This window comes from Seohaeicola zhoushanensis, from assembly GCF_014656415.1.
GTDB lineage: Bacteria > Pseudomonadota > Alphaproteobacteria > Rhodobacterales > Rhodobacteraceae > Seohaeicola_A > Seohaeicola_A zhoushanensis.
In genome coordinates this window covers 42,993-62,560 of record NZ_BNCJ01000021.1, presented here as the reverse complement: position 1 = coordinate 62,560, position 19,568 = coordinate 42,993, and the positions used below count along the sequence as shown (strand labels likewise).

Sequence of the window (19,568 nt, the reverse complement as noted above, 5' to 3'; positions counted from 1 at the left end):
ACCGATCGTTCCGATGTTCACGTGCGGCTTGTTGCGTTCAAACTTTGCCTTGCCCATTTTCCTCAGCGCCTTCCAGATAAGCGGGGCCGACAGCCCCGAGATTGAAACTCTGCGCGCGGCAGATAGGGGGTTCGCGCGGGGAAATCAAGCGAGTCCTGCCGCGCCCGCGCCCTACTCGGTGACCCGCGCCGTGGTTGCCGCGCCCGGACGCGGTTCGAACCAGCCCTGTTCCTTCTTCTGTTTGACCATCCAGGCCTCGACCTGGCGCACTGCGTTGGCGGCAAGACCGGCCATCTGCTCTTCCTTCGTGCGCTCGTTGCCCGAACCGACGAGGAAGGTACCGGTGGTGGTGCTTTCGAAGACGGTCATCTGCTCGACCTTGGGGTTGAGCTTGGCATTCGCCGCATCGTCCCAGACCGTGACGTTGATGATCAGCGCAGATTTCGGCTTGTAGACCAGCGGCACGCCGGGCGGGGCCAGCATGTAGCCCTCGACGCTGATCGCGAGGTGGTAGAGCTGGTCGCCCTTGTACTGCCCGAAGCGCTGCGCCACCGCGTTCTTGATCGCGGTCTCCCACTCTTCCTTGGTGGCGTCGCGCGACACCGGGCCCTTCTGCATCTTGTCGGCCACGACGACGTTATAGCCGAGCCGGAAGGCGCCGAGATCCGCCAGCGGATCCTGCGGGGTCGCGGCCGGGGTACAGGCGGCCATCATCAGGATCGCCGTCAGCAGGGAGAGTATGCGGGTCATGCTTGCCTCTTTCGCGGTTTCGGCAGGAGATAGCTCATGGCCGGGTATGAAGCAAACGCCGCAGGTCCCGGCCCGTCAGGTGAAGCGGTTGTCGCGCGGGAATCCGCGCGGCGCCATGCGGCCCGAGGCGGCACGCTTGCCCATCCATTCGGCAAGGTCGCTCTCGGTGCGGGTGCGCCCCGCCGGGTCGCGCCAGCTGAGACCCTCGGCCAGCGTGAAGGTCGTTGCGTCCGACATCCCGCCATCCTTGTATTTCTGCAGCCGCACGCCCTTGCCGCGCCCCATCTCGGGCAGCTCGTCGGCCATGAAGACCAGCACCTTGCGGTTGTCGCCGACCACCGCCACCGCGTCGCCGTTGACCGGCTTGCAGATCCTGGCGCGGACATCGCCGCCGACGTTGAGCACCTGCTTGCCCGCCCGCGTCTGGGCCAGCACGTCGGTCTCGGGCACGATGAAGCCATCGCCCGCCGAGGAAGCCACCAGCAGGCGGCGGCCCGGCACATGCACGAAGAGGTCGATGATCTCGGCGTCGTTGGGCAGGTCGACCATCAGGCGCAGCGGTTCGCCAAGGCCGCGCCCGCCGGGCAGGTTGGCGGCCGAGATGGTGTAGAAGCGCCCGTTCGAGCCGAAGACCAGCAGCTTGTCGGTGGTCTCGGCATGGATCAGGAAGCGCGGCCCGTCACCGTCGCGGAACTTCAGCTCGCGCTCGGCGTCGATATGGCCCGTCATGGCGCGGATCCAGCCCATCTGCGAGCAGATCACCGTGATCGGCTCGCGCTCGATCATCGCCTCGAGCGGGACCTCCTCGACCTCGGCGGCCTCGGCCAGCAGGGTGCGACGGGCACCGCCGGGATAGTCCTTGCCGAACTTCTTCTTGGTTTCCTTCAGCTGCTCGGCAATCTTCGCCCATTGCAGGCGCGGATCGTCGAGCAGGTCTTCCAGGTTCGCGCGCTCGGCCATCAGCTCGGACTGTTCGCGCAGCAGCTCCAGTTCTTCGAGGCGGCGCAGGCTGCGCAGCCGCATGTTGAGGATCGCCTCGGCCTGCACGTCCGAAAGACCATTCTCGCGGCCCTCGTAGCGTTGCGGCACCGTGCGCGAGCTTTCATCCGCGCCCTGCCAGGGCGCCGGCGCATCCTCGTCGATGACCAGGCGCAGCCCGGCCACGGTGACGCCCAGCAGCGGCGAGACGTAGTCGGCCTCCGAGGTCGCGCGCCGGATCGTCGCCTGGTGCGGCGTCGACCAATCCTCGAACATAAGCGCGGCCTTGGGGTCGTTGTCATAGCGGATGATGTCGATCACCCGGTCGAGGTTCAGGAAGGCGGTGATGAAACCCGCCAGCACTTCCAGCCGGTGGTCGATCTTGCCGAGGCGATGCCGCGAGCGGCGGATCAGCACGTCCTGGCGGTGATCGAGGAAGGCGCGCAGCACCTCCTTCATCGAGCAGACCTTGGGCGTCAGCCCGTCGATCAGCACGTTCATGTTCAGCGAGAACCGCACTTCCAGCTCGGAATTGCGGTAGAGCGTGCTCATCAGCACCTCGGGGTCGACGTTCTTCGACTTCGGCTCGATGATCACGCGGACATCGTCGGCACTCTCGTCGCGGATGTCGCCCAGGATCGGGATCTTCTTGGTCTGGATCAGCTCGGCCAGCTTCTCGATCAGCTTGGACTTCTGAACCTGGTAGGGGATCTCGGTGACGACGATCTGCCAGGTACCCCGGCCAAGGTCCTCGACCTCCCACTTGCAGCGCAGCCGGAAGCTGCCGCGCCCGGTGCGATAGGCCTGGGCGATGTTCTCGGCCGGCTCGACGATGACGCCGCCGGTCGGGAAATCGGGGCCGGGCACATATTGCAGCAGCGTGTCGTCGCGCGCATCCGGCGTCTTGATGAGATGCAGGCAGGCGTCGATCAGCTCGGCGATGTTGTGCGGCGGAATGTTCGTCGCCATGCCGACGGCGATTCCCGACGAGCCGTTTGCCAGCAGGTTCGGGAACTCGGCCGGCAGCACCACCGGCTCGGTCAGCGTGCCGTCATAGTTGTCGCGGAAGTCGACGGCATCCTCGTTCAGGCCGTCCAGCATCGCCTCGGCCACGATGGTCAGCCGCGCCTCGGTATAGCGCGAGGCCGCCGGGTTATCGCCGTCGATATTGCCGAAGTTGCCCTGTCCGTCGACCAGCGGGTAACGGACGTTGAAGTCCTGCGCGAGACGGGCCATCGCGTCATAGATCGCGGCATCGCCATGCGGGTGATAGTTGCCCATCACGTCGCCCGAGATCTTCGCCGACTTGCGGAAACCGCCGGTGGAACTCAGCCGCAGCTCGCGCATCGCGTAGAGGATGCGCCGGTGCACCGGCTTCAGCCCGTCACGCGCATCGGGCAGCGCCCGGTGCATGATGGTGGACAGCGCATAGGTCAGGTAACGCTCGCCAATCGCGCGGCGAAGCGGTTCCAGAACCTCTCCCGGCCCGTCGGGAGACTTCATGTTGGGGTCATCAACGACGTCACTCATAGATGCTGTGACTATCCTGAGCGGCGGCGCGGGTAAAGCGCCCTTGGGCGATTATCCACAGCCAAAGCCGCCCTGCGGTACCGCCACAATCGCCACCAAAATTCCCGCGCCACCTGTCGCGAATCGGCATTCAGGCGTATTTTCAGGGAACCGGACAGCTGCCGTCCGCGTATCATTTATAGTTCTGTTTTTGCCTGGGGGGCGCCATGTCGCGCTTTGTTCTTATTTCCTTCGCCATGCTGGGCTTTGCCGGCTACGAGATGAGCGGCGGCGCCGATTTCAAACCGCGCCCGCGCCCCGAGGTCGTCGTTGCGGCGGCCCCTGCCCCGCCGGTCACCCTGCACGTCCCAACCACCGCCGAAACGCTGGTCGCCACCCAGGCCAGAGCGCGCCTGCCGCAGAACGACGCGGCCTCGCTCGCCCAGGCCGGGGCGAACCTGCGCCAGGGCCTGCCAGCCTTCCCGAGCAGCGCCGAGACCGAGGTCAAGGTCGCCTCGCTGCAGGACTTCGCCACCCCCGCCAGCTTCGGGGACGGCACCGTCAGCGCCGAGCCCGCCGTGGTGCGCACCGATGCCGCCGAATCGACGCTGGAAGAGGCGGTTGCCGCCGCCATCCGCCCGACGCCCGGCCCCGATGCCGACCTGCGCGCGATCAGCGCCACGCGGGTCAACCTGCGGGCCGGTCCGGGCATCGACACCGAGATCCTCGGCCGCCTGACGCGCGGCCAGAAGGTCGAGGTGCTGGGCAGCGACGGCACCGGCTGGCTGCGCCTGCGCACCCTGCCCGACGACCAGGTCGGCTGGATCGCCGAGCGCCTGGTCGGCCCAGCCCGCAACTAATCCCGTTGCATACCCCGCCCCGCCGCGCCACATCTGGCGCAACGGCGAAAGGGCGGCCCATGCAGAAATCCATCCTCATCACCGGCTGCTCCTCGGGCATCGGCCTAGACGCGGCCCAGACACTGAAGGCGCGCGGCTGGCGCGTCTTTGCCGCCTGCCGCAAGCAGGACGACTGCGACCGCCTGGCGGCAATGGGCTTCGACGCCCCCCGCATCAACTATTGCGACACCGACAGCATCCGCGACGGCCTCGCCTCGGTGCTCGCCGCCACCGGCGGCCGGCTCGACGCGCTGTTCAACAACGGCGCCCACGGGCTGAACGCGGCAGTCGAGGATCTCCCGGTCGAGGGACTGCGCGCGATCTTCGAGGCCAATTTCTTCGGCTGGCACGACCTGACCCGCCAGGTGATCCCGGTGATGCGCGCCCAGGGCTCGGGCCGCATCGTGCAATGCTCCTCGACGCTCGGCCTCAGCTACCTCGGCTGGCGCGGCGCCTACACGGCGACGAAACACGCGCTCGAAGGCTTCTCCGACGTCATGCGCATCGAACTCGCGCCCGCCAACATCCAGGTCGTGCTGATCGAACCCGGCCCGATCACCACCCTCTTCCGCAAGAACGGAATCCCCTATTTCGAACGCTACATCGACTGGCAGTCCTCGCCCCGCCGCGCCGACTACGAAGCCAAGCTGATCCCCCGCATGTATCGCGAGAACGGCCCCGACCGCTTCGAACTCCCCGCCTCCGCCGTGACCGCCGCCCTGCTCAAGGCGCTGGAGTCGCCCCGCCCCCGCCCGCGTTACTACGTCACCATCCCCACCTGGATCGCCGGAACCCTGCGCCGGGCGCTGCCAAGCCGCGCAATGGACTACGTGATTTCCCGCCTCTGAGCGGGCGCGACAGAAAAGCGGTTCGCAATTTCCGTAGCGCCGCGCTATGTCACCGGCCAGACCAAGGGGACACAGCCATGAACGGCCTTTACTACCTCATCCTTATCCTGATGGCCGCCGTCGTTGTCGTGCTGGCCTTCGGCATCGGCAGCTTCGGCAAGGGCGGCGCCGCCGGTGCTAAGCGCTCCAACAAGATGATGCAGCTGCGCCTGCTGCTGCAATTCGCCGCCGTGCTGCTGATCCTGCTGTTCATCTACCTCGGGGGCAAAGGCTGATGGTCGTCCTCAACCGCATCTACACCCGCACCGGCGACAAGGGCGACACCGCGCTCGGCAACAACGCGCGGGTGCCGAAATACGCGCCCCGCGTCGCCGCCTACGGCACCGTGGACGAGCTGAACGCCACCCTCGGCGTCGCCCGCCTGCACGCCGAGGCCGAGACCGACGCCGCGCTGATGCGCATCCAGAACGACCTCTTCGACCTCGGCGCCGATCTCTGCCGCCCCGACATGGCCGCCGACGCCACCGCCGAATACCCGCCCCTGCGCATGGTGCAGGCCCAGACCGACCGGCTCGAAGCCGAGATCGACGTGATGAACGCCGCCCTCCAGCCACTGCGCAGCTTCGTGCTGCCGGGCGGCTCCGCCCTCGCCGCGCATCTGCACGTTTGCCGCACCGTGGCCCGCCGGGCCGAGCGCCTCGCGGTCGAACTGGCCGCCGAGGAAGAGGTCAACCCGGCGGCGATCCGCTACCTCAACCGCCTCAGCGACTGGTTCTTCGTCGCCGCCCGCATGGCCAACGACGAGGGGCGCAGTGACGTGCTCTGGGTGCCCGGCGCCAACCGCTAATCCGCCGATCCCGGCCCGCCGGGACGAAATTCCTTGGAATCCGCTCCGGCTACCCTAACCTGACCGGGTTTCACGGAGTCTATTTCCATGGCGGATTTGAAAAAGGGCTCGACCGGCAAGGCCGTCGAAAAGGCCCAGAAGAATCTGAACGTCTACAAGGCGAAACTGAAGGTCGACGGCGAATTCGGCCCCAAGACCGACGCCGCGACACGCGCCTTCCAGAAGGCCTCCCTGCTCAAGGTCGACGGCATCATCGGCGTGCAGACCCAGGACGCCTTCAACCTGCCCGCGCTCAAGGGCGCGTTGAAGGCCACGGCAACCTCCGGCGGCAAGGGGATCACCCTGCCCCAATGGCCGGGCGCCGATTACATGCAGGAAAAGGCCAAGCGGCAGATCCTCTTCATCGCCGCCGAGAAGAAGCACGCCAAGATGCAGACCTTCTTCGCAAACGCCAGGAAAGAGTTCGAAAAAGTCTACAAAGGCGCCACCGACGCCAATACGAAGACCTTCAACAAGAAATTCGCCGAGGGCGGAAGGGCGTTGAAGCAGGACTTCAAGGCCCTGACCGGCGCCTTCGCCGACCTGCTGAACTATACCGAGATGATGATCGGCCTCATGGTCCGCTACGAGGAGCTGCGTCAGGCCGGCAAGGTGCTGGACGCCGCGCAGATGATCGACGCCACGGCGCGCGAGCAGTCCAAGGACGCTGACTACGTCAAGGCCTTCAACACGGCGACGACGAAATACGACGCCACCTACGAGGCCTGTGACAAACATCTCTGCGATTTCCTGCTGCTGATGACCGGCAAGTTCGTCAAGCGCGCGGTTCGATAGCGCAAACACCCGGCGACTTGCAGCCCAAGACCACCTGAACGCGGCGTTCTGACCGCATAAGGTGACGATTTTGCGTTGTTTCCGGTGGACACAGCCCGTTATCAGGGGCGGGGAAAAATCCGAATTGAGTCGTTCTTGCGGCTCGGACAAACTGAGGAGAGAACCGCAGATGAAGGTCCTGGTACCCGTCAAGCGCGTGATCGACTACAACGTGAAGGTCCGTGTGAAAGCGGATGGAAGCGGTGTCGATCTGGCGAACGTCAAGATGTCGATGAACCCCTTCGACGAAATCGCCGTCGAAGAGGCGATCCGCCTGAAGGAAGCCGGCAAGGCGGAAGAGATCGTCGCGGTCTCCGTCGGCGTGAAGCAGGCGCAGGAAACCCTGCGCACCGCGCTGGCGATGGGCGCCGACCGCGCCATCCTCGTGGTGGCCGCCGATGACGTCCACACCGACATCGAGCCTCTGGCCGTGGCCAAGATCCTCGCCAAGGTCGTCGAAGCCGAACAGCCGGGCCTCGTGCTCTGCGGCAAGCAGGCGATCGACAACGACATGAACGCCACCGGCCAGATGCTCTCGGCGCTGCTGGGCTGGTCCCAGGGCACCTTCGCCTCCGAGCTGAGCGTCGACGGCGACCATGCCACCGTCACCCGTGAAGTCGACGGCGGCCTGCAGACGATCAAGGTGAAGATGCCCGCCATCATCACCGTCGACCTGCGCCTGAACGAGCCGCGCTATGCCTCGCTGCCGAACATCATGAAGGCGAAGAAGAAGCCGCTCGACGAGAAGACCGCCGCCGATTACGGCGTCGACGTCGCGCCGCGCCTCGAGATCGTCAAGACCGCCGAGCCGGCCGCGCGCGCCGCCGGCATCATGGTGGGCTCGGTCGACGAGCTGGTTCAGAAACTCAAAGACGTGGGGGCGATCTGATGGCCGTTCTTCTGCTTGCCGAAGTCACCGACGGGCACCTGTCGATGGATGCCACCGCCAAGGCCGTTACGGCCGCGGCGAAACTGGGCGACGTGACCGTGCTCTGCGCCGGTGCCCGCGCGGCGGATGCCGCCAAGGAAGCGGCGACCATCGCCGGCGTCAAGAAGGTGCTCTGCGCCGAGGATGCCGGGCTGGGCCACCGCCTCGCCGAAGCCACCGCCGACCTGATTGTCGGCCTGGCCGGCGATTACGAGCACATCGTCGCGCCGGCGACCACCGACGCCAAGAACGTGATGCCGCGCGTGGCCGCGCTGCTTGACGTGATGGTGATCTCGGACGCCTCGGGCGTGGTCGATGCCAATACCTTCGAGCGGCCGATCTATGCCGGCAACGCGATCCAGACGGTGAAGTCGAAGGACGGCAAGAAGGTCGTGACCTTCCGGACCTCGACCTTCGACGCCGCCGCCACCGGCAACTCGGCCCCGGTCGAGACCATTGCCGGCGCCTCGTCGGAGCTGTCGAGCTGGGTCGAGGACAAGGTTGCCGCCAGCGACCGTCCGGAGCTGACCTCGGCCGGGATCGTTGTCTCGGGCGGGCGCGGCGTGGGTTCGGAAGAGAACTTCGCGCTGATCGAGAAGCTGGCCGACAAGCTGGGGGCCGCCGTCGGTGCCTCGCGCGCGGCGGTCGACTCGGGCTTTGCGCCGAACGACTGGCAGGTCGGGCAGACCGGCAAGGTCGTGGCGCCGAACCTCTACGTCGCCGTCGGCATCTCGGGCGCGATCCAGCACCTTGCCGGGATGAAGGACAGCAAGATCATCGTCGCGATCAACAAGGACGAAGAGGCGCCGATCTTCCAGGTCGCCGATTTCGGCCTGGTCGCCGACCTCTTCACCGCCGTGCCGGAGCTGGTCGAAAAGCTCTGATTTCAGGTGTCCCAGCTAGGACGGGGGGTCAAGTCATTGATTTCCCCAGATCTTCAGCGGGAGTGAATCCAGGACGCCCGCCCCAACCGGGGCGGGCGTTCGCTATTCCAGGGCCGGAACGACCCCGAGCAGCGCCTGCGCCACCTGCCGATGCGCGCTTGGCCCGATGGTCTGCGCCGCCGCCGGCGCCTGCATCGCGCCGAAACGCATCCGCTTCAACTCGTGCGCCGCGCTGGCGGTGGCAAGGTCGAGCGCGACCACATGCGCCGCGCGCGGGCGCAGCCCCTCGACCATCTCCGCCCCGACCAGGGCGGGATGCTGCGAGAGCGGCGAGGGCGCCCGGTTGACCGGCGTGGTGTCGTAACGCAGCCAGAGCAGCACCGGCGGCCGCGGGAAATGGCCCAGCAGTTCCTCCATCCGGGCGGTCCAGGCCGATTGCAGCGCCGCGCGCACCTCGGCGAAGCCCTCTGGCGAAGTGGCTGCGAGCGCCGTCAGCATGTGATTGACGAAGGTGAACTCGGTGAAATCGACGCCGGGACAAAGCGCGCGCAGCGCCGGCAGCGGTTCGAGAAAGCGGTCGTTCCGGCGCGGATGCACCCGGTAGAACGGGTTGGAGAGCATCTGCGCGCCCGGCAGCTGGATCAGCGCCATCTCGGCCGCCGCCGCAACACGCACCAGCGCCGCGTCGCCCAGCCAAGCGTCGACCCCGGCATTGGCGGTGCCGAGGTTCACGCAGATCCGCCCGGTGTCGCGTTCCAGCTGCTCGACAAAAGGGGTCTGCACGAAGCGGCCGAAGGTTTCGACCCCGCCGAGGATGGCGACATAGGGCGCGTCGAGCCCCCGCGCCGGCCCGCGGCACTTCAGGCGCGACCCGCCATATTGGCAATAGGTGACCTCGGGCGACATCGCGCCCGGAAATTCAAAGCTCATGGCATCCACCGCGATCATTTCGCCCGCGCGCAGACTGGGGCCAAGGTATTGCAAAACCACTAAAATCCGAATTTTCGACGAATTGGCAAAAGCCTGGCCCCCTGCCCCTTGCCGCCGACCGCGCCGCGCCGGTATGGTCTTGCAGGCGCCAGGATGAGGGCAGAACACATGACTATCGGCAAAATCGGTGTGATCGGCGCCGGACAGATGGGCAACGGCATCGCCCACGTGATGGCCGTCGCCGGCTATGACGTTGTGATGAGCGACATCAGCCAGGATGCGCTCGACAATGCGATGAACACCATCCGCGGGAACCTGTCCCGCCAGGCCGGGCGCGGCAAGATCAGCGAAGAGGACATGGAAGCGGCGATCGCGCGAATCAGCACGACGCTGGCGCTGTCCGACGTCGCCAAGACCGACCTGGTGATCGAGGCCGCAACCGAGCGCGAGAGCGTCAAGCAGGCGATCTTCGAGGACCTCGGCCCGCACCTGCTGCCGCATACCATCCTGACCTCGAACACTTCGTCGATCTCGATCACCCGGCTGGCCTCGCGCACCGACCGCCCCGAGAAGTTCATGGGCTTCCACTTCATGAACCCGGTGCCGGTGATGCAGTTGGTCGAGCTGATTCGCGGCATCGCCACCGACAAGGCCACCTATGACACCTGCCTCGGCATCGTCGAGCGAATCGGCAAGACCGCCGCCAGCGCCGAGGACTTCCCCGCCTTCATCGTGAACCGCGTGCTGGTGCCGATGATCAACGAGGCGGTCTATACGCTCTACGAGGGCGTGGGCAACGTGCGCAGCATCGACCAGGCGCTGAAACTGGGCGCGAACCACCCGATGGGGCCGCTGGAACTGGCCGATTTCATCGGGCTGGATACCTGCCTGGCGATCATGAACGTGCTGCACGACGGGCTGGCGGACACCAAGTATCGCCCCTGCCCGCTGCTGACCAAATACGTCGAGGCCGGCTGGCTGGGCCGCAAGAGCGGCCGCGGATTCTATGACTATCGCGGCGAAGTGCCGGTGCCGACCCGCTGAGGCGGGCGGCACGTCTTGCCAGGGCAAAGGATCGCCGGAGCGGGCCTAGCCCTCTTTCCGGCGGTTGCGGCGCATCACCTCGCGGGCCGAGCAGATGTGGCATTGCATGACCGCACGCGCCCAGTCCGGATTGCCGGCGCGAAAGGCGTCGATCAGTTCGCGGTGGTGATGGTGGCTGCGTTGCAGCTCGGCGGCGCTGTAGCGGCTGAAGGTGCTCTGCACGATGGGCACCTTGACCGCATCTTCCAGCATCTTGACCAGGCGCGGCCGGCGGCTGGCCTGCGAGATCAGCTTGTGGAACTCGCGGTTGAGGTGGCTGGTCTGCGAGACGCCCCTCTCGTCGAGCGCCACGCCGAGTGATTCCATCCCGGCCTGGTATTTCTGCATCTGGGCCAGTTCTTCGGGGGTGATGCTGCGCGCCGCCTCTGCGGCGATATCGCTCTCGACGATCAGGCGGATGTTGAAGATCTCCTCGATCTCCTCGCCGCTCCAGCTGCGCACGAAGCTGCCGCTGTTGGGCTTGAACGAGAGGAACCCCTCGGCCACCAGCAGGCGCATCGCCTCGCGGACCGGGGTGCGCGAGGTGCCGAATTCCTCGGCCAGGCCCTGCTCGGTCACGCGCGAATTCGGGGCGAGTCGCCCGGCCGAGATCTGTTCGCGCAGGGCGGCGCAGATATCGTCGGCCGTTGTCCTTGCGCCGTTGGTCTCGGTCATCTCGATCTTCCCCAATGCGTTTGCCCCATGCCCTCACCTTAGCTGGATATTTTGGTCTGGGAAGAGCCAATTGCACACAATTGAGGCTGCGACTCACAATTTTTCGGTCAAAACATGACTTGACTGTATACAATCAATCTGGAATCGATTGTGGTGTTGAAGCCGGGGCCACGACCCTGCGCCAGAACGGACACCCTTTCGCGACCGGGCCGGAACCCGCGCGTCGGGGCGCGACGCGATCAATGAAAGGAAACGAGATGAACGACATGTCACGGATGCTGGAAAAGACGCTCGGCTATTACGCCCAGCGCGACGAGATCCCGGCCGAGAAGCTCGACACCGTCGAGGGCGTCAAGGAGCAGGGCCACGTCGAAGTGCGCAAGATGATGGTCGGCGACGAGATCCTGATGCTGCACGTCTACCGCAAGAAGGGCCTGATCGACCCGGTGCACAAGCACATGGACCACGAATCGATGGGCTACCTGATCAAAGGCAAGCTGAAGCTGGTCATCGGCGGCGAGGAATTCATCGCGACGCCCGGCACCGCCTGGATGCACCCCGTCGGGGTCGAGCACTTCAGCGAGGCGCTGGAAGACGTCGAGCAGCTCGAGATCAAGTCGCCGCCGCGCAAGACCTGGACCACCGCAGAAGACTGACCTCCCCCGTCGGACGAAGACCAACAGGAGTGCCTAAGATGGCCACTTGGAAGAACCTGCAGGAACACGACCTCACCCGCGAGAACCTGGTCGCCCTGCTGAACAACGAAATCCCCGCGATCCGGATCAAGGGCTTTGCCACCCCCGAGGAATGCGCGGTCTTCTCGAAGGCCGCCAAGTCGGGGAACGTGAAGTATTACAGCGTCGCGAAGAAGATCGGCTATATCGGCCAGGCGCAGTACGAATACCGCTGGAACCCGGACAAGTCCGAGTATTTCAAGGCCGTCGTCGAGGCCCGCAAGGACCTGAACGATGTGCTCTCGCGCAGCTTCGATCCGGTGCAGCGGCTGATCGAGAAGCTGCGCGCGGTCTACCCGGCGAGCGTCGATGTCGCCAGCGAACCGGAACTGGGCGAGTATTACGCCGGGATCATCCGCCTTGCCTCGCAGGGGGTCGACATGCATGTCGACTATGCGCCGCTGAACACGCTGGACTATGCGATCTCGAACATCGACTCGCAGCTGGGCTGGAACTTCTTCGCCGAGGATCCGGGCGTCGGCGGGCTGACCACGGTGCACAATGCGCCCTGGAACCCCGAGCGCAAGGAAGGCGAGATCCCGCAGAGCTATGGTCTGGACCGTTCGCTGGTCGAGGGGGCGCCGAACTTCACCTATGCGCCGACCGCCGGCGACGTGGTGATCTTCAACACCCGCAACCCGCACGAGATCAGCGCCGGCGCCGCGGGGGCGGACCCGACCAAGGACCGCGTCTCGATCGGCTCGTTCATCGGCCGGATGCCCGACAGCTCGCTCGTGCTCTGGGCCTGACGCCGTGATCGTCGAACAGCGGACATATACCCTCCGCCCCGGCTGTGTGCCTGACTTCGTCGCGCTGGTGCGCGACGAAGGACTGGCTATACAGGCGCCCTACCTGGGCGCCCCGCTGGGCTATTTCACGAGCGAATCCGGCACCTTGAACCAGATTGTTCATCTATGGGGCTTCACCGACGCCGGCGACCGCGAGACGCGGCGCGCCGCGCTGGCGGCGGACCCGGCCTGGCAGGGCTTCGTGCCGAAGGTGCTCAAGCTGATCGACCGGATGGAAAGCCGGATCCTTCTTCCCACGTCCTTTTCCGCCATCGGAGGGCAGACCGCATGACCGACGCATTGGGTTGGCGCAAGAAATTCGCGGTGCTGGTGCCGTCGACCAACACCTCGGTGCAGCCGGAATTCGACGCGATGCGCCCCGAGGGTGTGACCAATCACATCTCGCGCATCCGCATTCCCAACATCCCGCTCGCGGATGATGCCGACTTCCAGAAACTGATCGACCTGATCGCCACCGCGCAGATGGAGGCGGTCGACAGCGTGATGTCCTGCCAGCCCGACGTGCTGGTGCTGGGCATCTCGGCCGAAACCTTCTGGGACGGCTATGCCACCAGCAAGCGGCTCAAGGCCGAGCTGGAAGAACACACCCGCCTGCCCGTGGCGATGGGATCGGACGCCTGCCAGGCGGCGCTCTCGCTGTTCGGGGCCAAGCGGATTGGCGTCATCACCCCCTATCAGCCGGTCGGCGACCGCAACGTGGTGCGCTTCTTCGAGGAGGCGGGCTTCGAGGTGCCCCGGATCACCGGGCTGAAATGCCCGAGCCCGGTCGCCATCGCCCATGTCACCGGCGAAGAGCTGCGCCGCGCGGCGCATGAGGTGGGCGCGCATGACGACGTCGACGCCGTGGTGCAGGTGGGGACCAACCTCGCCATGGCCGCCCTGGCGCCGAAATTCGAGGCCGAACTGGGCAAGCCCGTGCTGGCGATCAACACCGCCATCTACTGGGACGCCCTTCGGCGCAACGGAATAACCGACCAGATCGCGGGCTTTGGCCCGCTGCTGGAACGGCATTGAGGAGACTAGACCGATGACCGCACTTTCCGACCTTCGGGTGATCGAGATGGGCCAGCTTCTGGCCGGCCCCTTCTGCGGCCAGCTGATGGCCGATTTCGGCGCAGAGGTGATCAAGATCGAACAGCCCGGCAACGGCGACCCGATGCGCGACTGGGGCCGCGAGAAACCGCATGGCAAGTCGCTGTGGTGGCCCGTCGTGGCCCGCGGCAAGAAGTCGATCGAGCTGAACGCGAGGGTGCCCGAGGGCCAGCAGATCATCAAGGATCTCGTGGCCAAGTCCGACATCCTGATCGAGAACTTCCGCCCCGGCACGATGGAGAAATGGGGCCTGGGCTATGACGTCCTGTCCAAGATCAACCCGCGCCTCATCATGATCCGCGTCTCGGGCTATGGCCAGACCGGCCCCTATGCCCACAAGGCCGGCTACGGCTCGATCGGCGAGGCGATGGGCGGGCTGCGCCATGTGGTGGGCGACCCCGACCGCGCGCCTTCGCGCACCGGCATCTCGATCGGCGACACGCTGGCGGCCACCTTCGCCTGCCTCGGCGGCATGATGGCGCTGCACGCCCGCGAACGCACCGGGCGCGGCCAGGTCGTCGACAGCGCGATCTACGAGGCCGTGCTGGCGGTGATGGAAAGCCTTGTCACCGAATACGACAAGACCGGCTATATCCGCCCGCGTACCGGGGCGATCCTGCCCAATGTCGCGCCCTCGAACGTCTACCCGACCAAGAGCGGCGTCGACATGCTGATCGCCGCAAACCAGGACAGCGTCTTTGCCCGCCTGGCCGAGGCCATGGGCCGCCCCGAGCTGGCCACCGATGACCGCTATGCCACCCATGGCGCACGCGGCGCGCATCAGGAAGAGCTGGACGCGCTGATCGCCGACTGGACCGCCACGCTGGAGCGCGAGGAGCTGAGCGCCCTGCTCGACAAGCATGGCGTGCCCGCCGGCGACATCTACCGCGCCCCCGAGATGCTGGAGGACGCCCACTTCAAGGCCCGCGAAGCCATCATCCAGATCGCGCATCCCACCTTCGGCGACCTGAAGATGCAGAACGTCGCGCCGAAGCTGTCGGAGACGCCGGGCGCGGTGCGCGCCAGCGACCCGGAACTGGGCCAGCACAACGCCGAGATCTACGGCGGGCTGCTGGGCCTCGACGAGCGCACGCTGGCCGACATGGCCGCGCGCGGCGTCGTCGGCCAGATCGGGGCGAAAGCGGCATGAGCGGCACCCGGCCAGCCAAAGTGGAGATCGTCGACGTCTGCGCCCGCGACGGGTTGCAGAACGACAAGGTGATGGTCTCGACCGCCGACAAGCTCGACCTGGTCCGGCGGCTTGCCGGGGCCGGTCTGCGGCGGATCGAGGCGACCAGCTTCGTCAACCCCAAGCGGGTGCCGCAGATGGCCGATGCCGATGCGGTGCTCGAAGGGCTGGCCGGGATGCGCGACCTCAGTGTCTCGGCCCTGGTGCTGAACGAAAAGGGGTTCCGGCGCGCGCTGGAACACCGGCTCGACGAGATCACCTTCGTGATCCCGCTTACCCAGACCATGGCCGAGCGCAACCAGGGCACCACGCCCGAGGCGCTGGCCGACAGCTGGCGCTCGATCGCGCGGCCGGCGGCGCAGGCCGGGCTGTTCCGCTCGGTCACCATCGCGGTGGCCTTCGGCTGCCCCTTCGAGGGGCGGGTCGACCCGGCCGCGATCAGCGCGCTGGCGGCAAGGATCGCCGATGCGGGGGCGGACGAGATCTCGCTTGCCGATACCATCGGCGTGGCCGCGCCGGCGGAGATCGAGGAGGGCTTTGCCCGCCTCGCCGAGGCGGCGCCGGGGCTGGCGATGCGCGCACATCTGCACAACACCCGCAACACCGGCTATGCCAATGCCGATGCCGCGATCCGCGCGGGCGTGAGCACGCTCGACGCGAGCCTCGGCGGGCTGGGCGGTTGCCCCTTCGCCCCCGGCGCCACCGGCAATATCGCCACCGAGGACCTGGCCTACATGCTCGACCGTTCGGGTGTGCAGAGCGGGCTGGACCAGGCCGCGCTGCGCGAGGCCGCGCTCTGGCTCGAAGGCATCATGGGCCGCCGGCTGCCGGGGCAGCTGGCCCATGTCGGCCCCGCGCCGCAACCGCAACTGGCCGCCTGAGGGGAGAGACGCTCATGACCGACCGCAACCAGAATTACAGTGGGGTTTTCGACGGGGCGGTCGGCTTTGGCCAGCGTCCCGCGGTGCTGGTGATCGACTTCATCCGCGCCTATACCACCCCCGGCGCGCCGCTTTACGCCCCCGACGTGGTGACCGCCTCGGAGGCCACCGCGCCGCTGCTGGACGAGGCGCGCCGCCTGGGCGTGCCGGTGATCTATACCAAGGTGCTCTACCACCCGACCCATCTCGACGGCGGGCTCTTCGTGCGCAAGATCCCGGTGCTGCAGACGCTGGTGCCCGGCGAGCCCCTGGCCGAGATCGTCGACGCGGTGGCGCCCCACCCCGAGGACCTGGTGCTGGTGAAGAACTATGCCAGCGCCTTCTTCGGCACCTCGCTGTCGGCGACGCTGACGGCGATGGGCATCGACACGCTGATCCTCACTGGCTGCTCAACCAGCGGCTGCGTCCGGGCGACGGCGGTGGACGGGCTGCAGCACGGCTATCGCGTGGTGGTCCCGCGCGAATGCGTGGCCGACCGCCACCCCGACCCGCACGAGGCCAACCTCTTCGACATAAACGCAAAATACGGCGACGTGATCTCGATCTTCGAGACCATCGATCTGCTGAACAGCACCCAGGGCAATGGGCGCGCCACCCCGCCGACACGGAGACAGGACAGATGAGAGAACCGCCTACCGAGCAGCTTTTGCACACATTGGCCGCCTGGGCGGCCCGGATCGGCGGGGGGATGATCTTCCTGATCGCCGTGCTGGTCTGCGGCGATGTCTTCACCCGCAACGTGCTGAACCGGATCGTGTTTCACTCGTTCGAGCTGGGCAACTACCTGTTCGCCATCGCGGCGGCCTTCGGCATGGCCTATGCGCTGCTGGCGCGGGCGCATATCCGCATCGACGTGGCCTACAACAAGTTTCCCGCCGCGATGCGCCGGACGGTCGACCTGCTGGCACTCGCAAGCACCACGGCGGTGGCTTCGCTCTTCGCCTACAAGGCCTGGGTACTCGCCCTCGGGGCGCTGGCGCGCGGGGTCAAGACCAACTCGACGCTGGGCATCGAGATCGGCTATCCGCAGGCCGCCTGGGCGCTGGGGCTGAGCTTCTTCGCGCTGGTTGGCCTGGTCCTGACGTTGCGCCACATCCGCCTGCTGATCGCAGGCCAGACCGTGCGCGCCGACGCGCTTGCCGGCATCGGCAGCGAGATCCCCGGAAACAGCGGCCAAGAGGCCCCCGCAGAGGCAAAGGTGGCATCATGATCGGGACCGCGACCGGCGTTCTTTTCGGACTGATCGCGCTCGGGCTTCCCGTCGCCGTCGTCCTGGTCATCACCGCTTTGGTGCTCGACCATTTCTATTCCTTCTTCCCGCTGCTCCCCGCCATGGGCGACGTGCTCTGGGGCGCCTTCGGCAACTTCACGATGATCGCGGTGCCGCTGTTCATCATGACCGGCGAGATCCTGCTGCGCTCGGGCATCGCGCAGGAGATGTTCGCGGGCGTCGACCTCTGGGTGCGCCGCATTCCGGGCGGGCTGCTGCACACCAACATCGCCTCGTCGGCGCTGTTCGCCGCCACCTCGGGGTCGAGCGTTGCCACCGCCGCGACGATCTCCACCGTGGCGATCCCGCAGATGGAAAAGGGTGGCTACAAGGCGCCGCTGTTCCTCGGCTCGATCGCCGCGGGCGGCACGCTGGGCATCCTGATCCCGCCCTCGATCAACATGATCGTCTATGGCGTGCTCTCAGAGGTCTCGATCAGCCGTCTCTACCTTGCCGGCCTGATCCCCGGCATCCTGCTGGCGCTGCTCTTCTCGGGCATGATCTTCGTGGTCTTCCTGGTGATGCCCTCGCTGGGCCGGGGCGACCGCAGCGAGATCACCTGGGGCGAACGCCTGCACGGCCTGCGCGGGATGCTGCCGCCGATGCTGCTGTTCACGCTGATGGTCGGCTCGATCTATGCCGGCATCGCCACCCCGACCGAGGCCGCCGCCCTGGGCGTCATGGCCGCGCTGGCGATGGCGGGCTTCCGCGGCAAGCTGTCGATGAAGCTGATGGGCGAGGTCTTTGACAGCACCATGCGCGTCACCTGCATGGTCATGTTCATCGTCGCCGCCGCGGTGCTGCTGAACTTCGTCCTCGTCGGCATCGGCCTGACCGGCAAGCTCGCCGGCTTCGTCGCCGGGCTGGATGTCGAGCCGCTGACCGTGATGCTGGTGCTGATCGCAATCTACCTGCTGCTCGGCTGCTTCATGGAGACGCTCTCGCTGATGATCGCGACCACCCCCATCGTGGTACCGATCATCGTGCAGCTGGGCTACGACCCGCTGTGGTTCGGCGTGCTGTTCATGATCCTGATCGAGGCGGCCCTGATCACCCCGCCGATCGGCGTCAACCTCTTCGTGGTGCAATCGGTCCGCCGGACCGGGGCCTTCCGCGATGTGACCCTCGGCGCCCTGCCCTTCCTGCTGATGATGATCGTGATGATGGGTCTGCTGCTGGCCTTCCCGGCCCTGGCGACCTGGCTTCCCGACATGATGCGCAACTGACCCAACAACAACCCTGCCAACAAGGAGTAAAGACCATGACCAAACGCGCAACCTGGATGGCGGCCGCCGCCGTCCACCTGAGCCTCGCGGGGGCGGCCCTTGCCGCCGACCTGCCGGCCACGACCATCAACGTCGTCGGCAACCTCGGCATCACCACCCAGAGCAAGAAGCTCGAAGCCCCGTTCTGGAACGAGGTGGTCAAGGAGAAGTCGAACGGCGCGATCACCGCCAACTTCCGCCCCTGGAACGAGATGGGCCTGAAGGGTTCCGAGGTCTTCAAGCTGCTCTCGCAGGGCGTGATGAACATCGCCTCGGCCCAGCTTGGCCACCACAGCGGCGCCGATCCGATCAATGACGGCAACGACCTGGCCGGCCTGTCCGAGAACTTCGCCCAGTTCAAGGAGCTGACCACCGCCTATTTCCCGGTGCTGCAGAAGTATTACCGCGACAACCTGGGCCTGCACCTCATCACCATGCAGTCCTTCCAGGACCAGGTGCTGTATTGCACCAAGGAGATCAAGACCCTGAAGGATCTGCAGGGCCGCCGGATCCGCGGCTCGGGCGCCTCGCAGAGCGATTTCGTGGGCTATTTCGGCGCCACCCCGGTCGACATGTCCTTTGGCGACGTGCAGCCGGCGCTGGAACAGGGCGTGCTCGACTGCGCCATCACCGGCACGCTGGGCGGCTATACCGCCAAGTGGTATGAATCGGCCAAGTATCTCTACACCCTGCCGCTGAACTTCGGCGCCAATGCCATCGTGGCCAACGCCGCCTGGTGGGATGGTCTCGCCCCCGAGGTGCAGGAATTCCTGACCACCGAGATCGGCGCGCTGAGCGATCAGATGTGGGCGCTGAACGCCGAGGAAGACGAGATCGGGTCGCAGTGCAACACCACCGGCCCCTGCGCAATGGGCGAACCCGGCGGCATGGTTCTGGTCGAGCCGAGCGCCGAGGACATCGCGCTGCGCCACGAGGCGCTGACCAACGCGGTTCTGCCGGGCTGGATCAAGCGCTGCGGCGACGTCTGCAAGACCGCCTTCAACGAAAGCCTCGCCCCGATCGCGGGCCTGTCGATCAAGTAAGCCTGACCGCCGCGCCCCAGG

The 19,568-nt window shown here is 66.5% G+C and carries 22 protein-coding genes; 18 read left to right on the top strand and 4 right to left on the bottom strand.

Features of this window, described 5'->3' with window-relative positions; all coding sequences use genetic code 11:
• Positions 1-171 precede the first annotated feature (171 nt).
• Both IE266_RS22365 and IE266_RS22360 read right to left on the bottom strand, forming a co-directional pair.
• The gene (locus tag IE266_RS22365) at positions 172-750 is read right to left on the bottom strand and encodes a hypothetical protein (RefSeq protein ID WP_189682361.1); all 579 of its coding nucleotides are present in this window, start codon (positions 748-750) and stop codon (positions 172-174) included.
• Between the two features lie 75 nt (positions 751-825).
• A complete protein-coding gene (locus IE266_RS22360; protein WP_189682360.1) occupies positions 826-3,258 on the bottom strand; it encodes a DNA topoisomerase IV subunit A in 2,433 nt (810 codons plus the stop codon).
• Between the two features lie 206 nt (positions 3,259-3,464).
• Here IE266_RS22360 and IE266_RS22355 point away from each other — a divergent pair, with 206 nt between their 5' ends.
• The 7 genes from IE266_RS22355 to IE266_RS22325 all read left to right on the top strand — a co-directional run bounded on the left by IE266_RS22355 (position 3,465) and on the right by IE266_RS22325 (position 8,516).
• Complete coding sequence (locus tag IE266_RS22355) at positions 3,465-4,097, top strand: SH3 domain-containing protein (RefSeq protein ID WP_189682359.1); 633 nt, start codon at positions 3,465-3,467, stop codon at positions 4,095-4,097.
• Between the two features lie 59 nt (positions 4,098-4,156).
• Positions 4,157-4,984: an SDR family NAD(P)-dependent oxidoreductase gene (locus IE266_RS22350; protein WP_189682358.1), complete on the top strand. Its 828-nt coding sequence runs from the start codon at positions 4,157-4,159 to the stop codon at positions 4,982-4,984.
• A gap of 77 nt (positions 4,985-5,061) precedes the next feature.
• Positions 5,062-5,259: a twin transmembrane helix small protein gene (locus tag IE266_RS22345; RefSeq protein WP_189682357.1), complete on the top strand. Its 198-nt coding sequence runs from the start codon at positions 5,062-5,064 to the stop codon at positions 5,257-5,259.
• Positions 5,259-5,831 (top strand): cob(I)yrinic acid a,c-diamide adenosyltransferase, encoded by a 573-nt coding sequence (locus IE266_RS22340; RefSeq protein ID WP_189682356.1) that lies wholly within the window; start codon positions 5,259-5,261, stop codon positions 5,829-5,831. The genes IE266_RS22345 and IE266_RS22340 overlap by 1 nt, the downstream gene beginning before the upstream one ends.
• Before the next feature lie 87 nt (positions 5,832-5,918).
• Entirely contained in the window at positions 5,919-6,665 is a 747-nt protein-coding gene (locus IE266_RS22335) for a peptidoglycan-binding domain-containing protein (protein WP_189682355.1), read from the top strand.
• A gap of 169 nt (positions 6,666-6,834) precedes the next feature.
• On the top strand, positions 6,835-7,593 hold the full coding sequence (locus tag IE266_RS22330) for an electron transfer flavoprotein subunit beta/FixA family protein (protein WP_189682354.1): 759 nt from the start codon (positions 6,835-6,837) through the stop codon (positions 7,591-7,593).
• A complete protein-coding gene (locus IE266_RS22325; RefSeq protein WP_189682353.1) occupies positions 7,593-8,516 on the top strand; it encodes an electron transfer flavoprotein subunit alpha/FixB family protein in 924 nt (307 codons plus the stop codon). Before IE266_RS22330 ends, IE266_RS22325 begins: the two co-directional genes overlap by 1 nt.
• 102 nt (positions 8,517-8,618) lie before the next feature.
• Here IE266_RS22325 and IE266_RS22320 read toward each other — a convergent pair whose 3' ends face one another.
• Complete coding sequence (locus tag IE266_RS22320; protein WP_189682352.1) at positions 8,619-9,446, bottom strand: DUF6473 family protein; 828 nt, start codon at positions 9,444-9,446, stop codon at positions 8,619-8,621.
• Positions 9,447-9,614: 168 nt separating this feature from the next.
• Here IE266_RS22320 and IE266_RS22315 point away from each other — a divergent pair, with 168 nt between their 5' ends.
• Positions 9,615-10,490 carry a 3-hydroxybutyryl-CoA dehydrogenase gene (locus IE266_RS22315; protein WP_189682351.1) on the top strand — a complete coding sequence of 292 codons (876 nt, stop codon included), beginning with the start codon at positions 9,615-9,617 and terminating at the stop codon, positions 10,488-10,490.
• A gap of 45 nt (positions 10,491-10,535) precedes the next feature.
• On the opposite strand, the gene IE266_RS22310 is transcribed toward IE266_RS22315, so the two are convergent.
• Complete coding sequence (locus tag IE266_RS22310; RefSeq protein ID WP_189682350.1) at positions 10,536-11,204, bottom strand: GntR family transcriptional regulator; 669 nt, start codon at positions 11,202-11,204, stop codon at positions 10,536-10,538.
• A 257-nt stretch (positions 11,205-11,461) separates the two neighbouring features.
• Here IE266_RS22310 and IE266_RS22305 point away from each other — a divergent pair, with 257 nt between their 5' ends.
• The 10 genes from IE266_RS22305 to IE266_RS22260 are packed head-to-tail and all read left to right on the top strand — an operon-like array spanning position 11,462 to position 19,547.
• Positions 11,462-11,860, top strand: a complete 399-nt coding sequence (locus IE266_RS22305) for a cupin domain-containing protein (RefSeq protein WP_189682349.1) — start codon at positions 11,462-11,464, stop codon at positions 11,858-11,860.
• A gap of 38 nt (positions 11,861-11,898) precedes the next feature.
• Positions 11,899-12,687 (top strand): 2OG-Fe(II)-dependent halogenase WelO5 family protein, encoded by a 789-nt coding sequence (locus tag IE266_RS22300; protein WP_189682348.1) that lies wholly within the window; start codon positions 11,899-11,901, stop codon positions 12,685-12,687.
• A gap of 4 nt (positions 12,688-12,691) precedes the next feature.
• On the top strand, positions 12,692-13,018 hold the full coding sequence (locus IE266_RS22295) for an NIPSNAP family protein (RefSeq protein ID WP_189682347.1): 327 nt from the start codon (positions 12,692-12,694) through the stop codon (positions 13,016-13,018).
• Positions 13,015-13,761: a maleate cis-trans isomerase family protein gene (locus IE266_RS22290; RefSeq protein ID WP_189682346.1), complete on the top strand. Its 747-nt coding sequence runs from the start codon at positions 13,015-13,017 to the stop codon at positions 13,759-13,761. Before IE266_RS22295 ends, IE266_RS22290 begins: the two co-directional genes overlap by 4 nt.
• Before the next feature lie 13 nt (positions 13,762-13,774).
• Positions 13,775-14,989: a CaiB/BaiF CoA transferase family protein gene (locus IE266_RS22285; RefSeq protein ID WP_189682345.1), complete on the top strand. Its 1,215-nt coding sequence runs from the start codon at positions 13,775-13,777 to the stop codon at positions 14,987-14,989.
• On the top strand, positions 14,986-15,909 hold the full coding sequence (locus IE266_RS22280) for a hydroxymethylglutaryl-CoA lyase (RefSeq protein WP_189682344.1): 924 nt from the start codon (positions 14,986-14,988) through the stop codon (positions 15,907-15,909). Before IE266_RS22285 ends, IE266_RS22280 begins: the two co-directional genes overlap by 4 nt.
• Positions 15,910-15,923: 14 nt before the next feature.
• Positions 15,924-16,592 carry an N-carbamoylsarcosine amidohydrolase gene (locus tag IE266_RS22275; protein ID WP_189682343.1) on the top strand — a complete coding sequence of 223 codons (669 nt, stop codon included), beginning with the start codon at positions 15,924-15,926 and terminating at the stop codon, positions 16,590-16,592.
• Positions 16,589-17,179 (top strand): TRAP transporter small permease subunit, encoded by a 591-nt coding sequence (locus IE266_RS22270; RefSeq protein WP_189682342.1) that lies wholly within the window; start codon positions 16,589-16,591, stop codon positions 17,177-17,179. Before IE266_RS22275 ends, IE266_RS22270 begins: the two co-directional genes overlap by 4 nt.
• Entirely contained in the window at positions 17,176-18,465 is a 1,290-nt protein-coding gene (locus IE266_RS22265; protein WP_189682341.1) for a TRAP transporter large permease, read from the top strand. The genes IE266_RS22270 and IE266_RS22265 overlap by 4 nt, the downstream gene beginning before the upstream one ends.
• A 35-nt stretch (positions 18,466-18,500) precedes the next feature.
• Positions 18,501-19,547: a TRAP transporter substrate-binding protein gene (locus tag IE266_RS22260; protein ID WP_189682340.1), complete on the top strand. Its 1,047-nt coding sequence runs from the start codon at positions 18,501-18,503 to the stop codon at positions 19,545-19,547.
• The last annotated feature ends 21 nt before the right edge of the window (positions 19,548-19,568 follow it).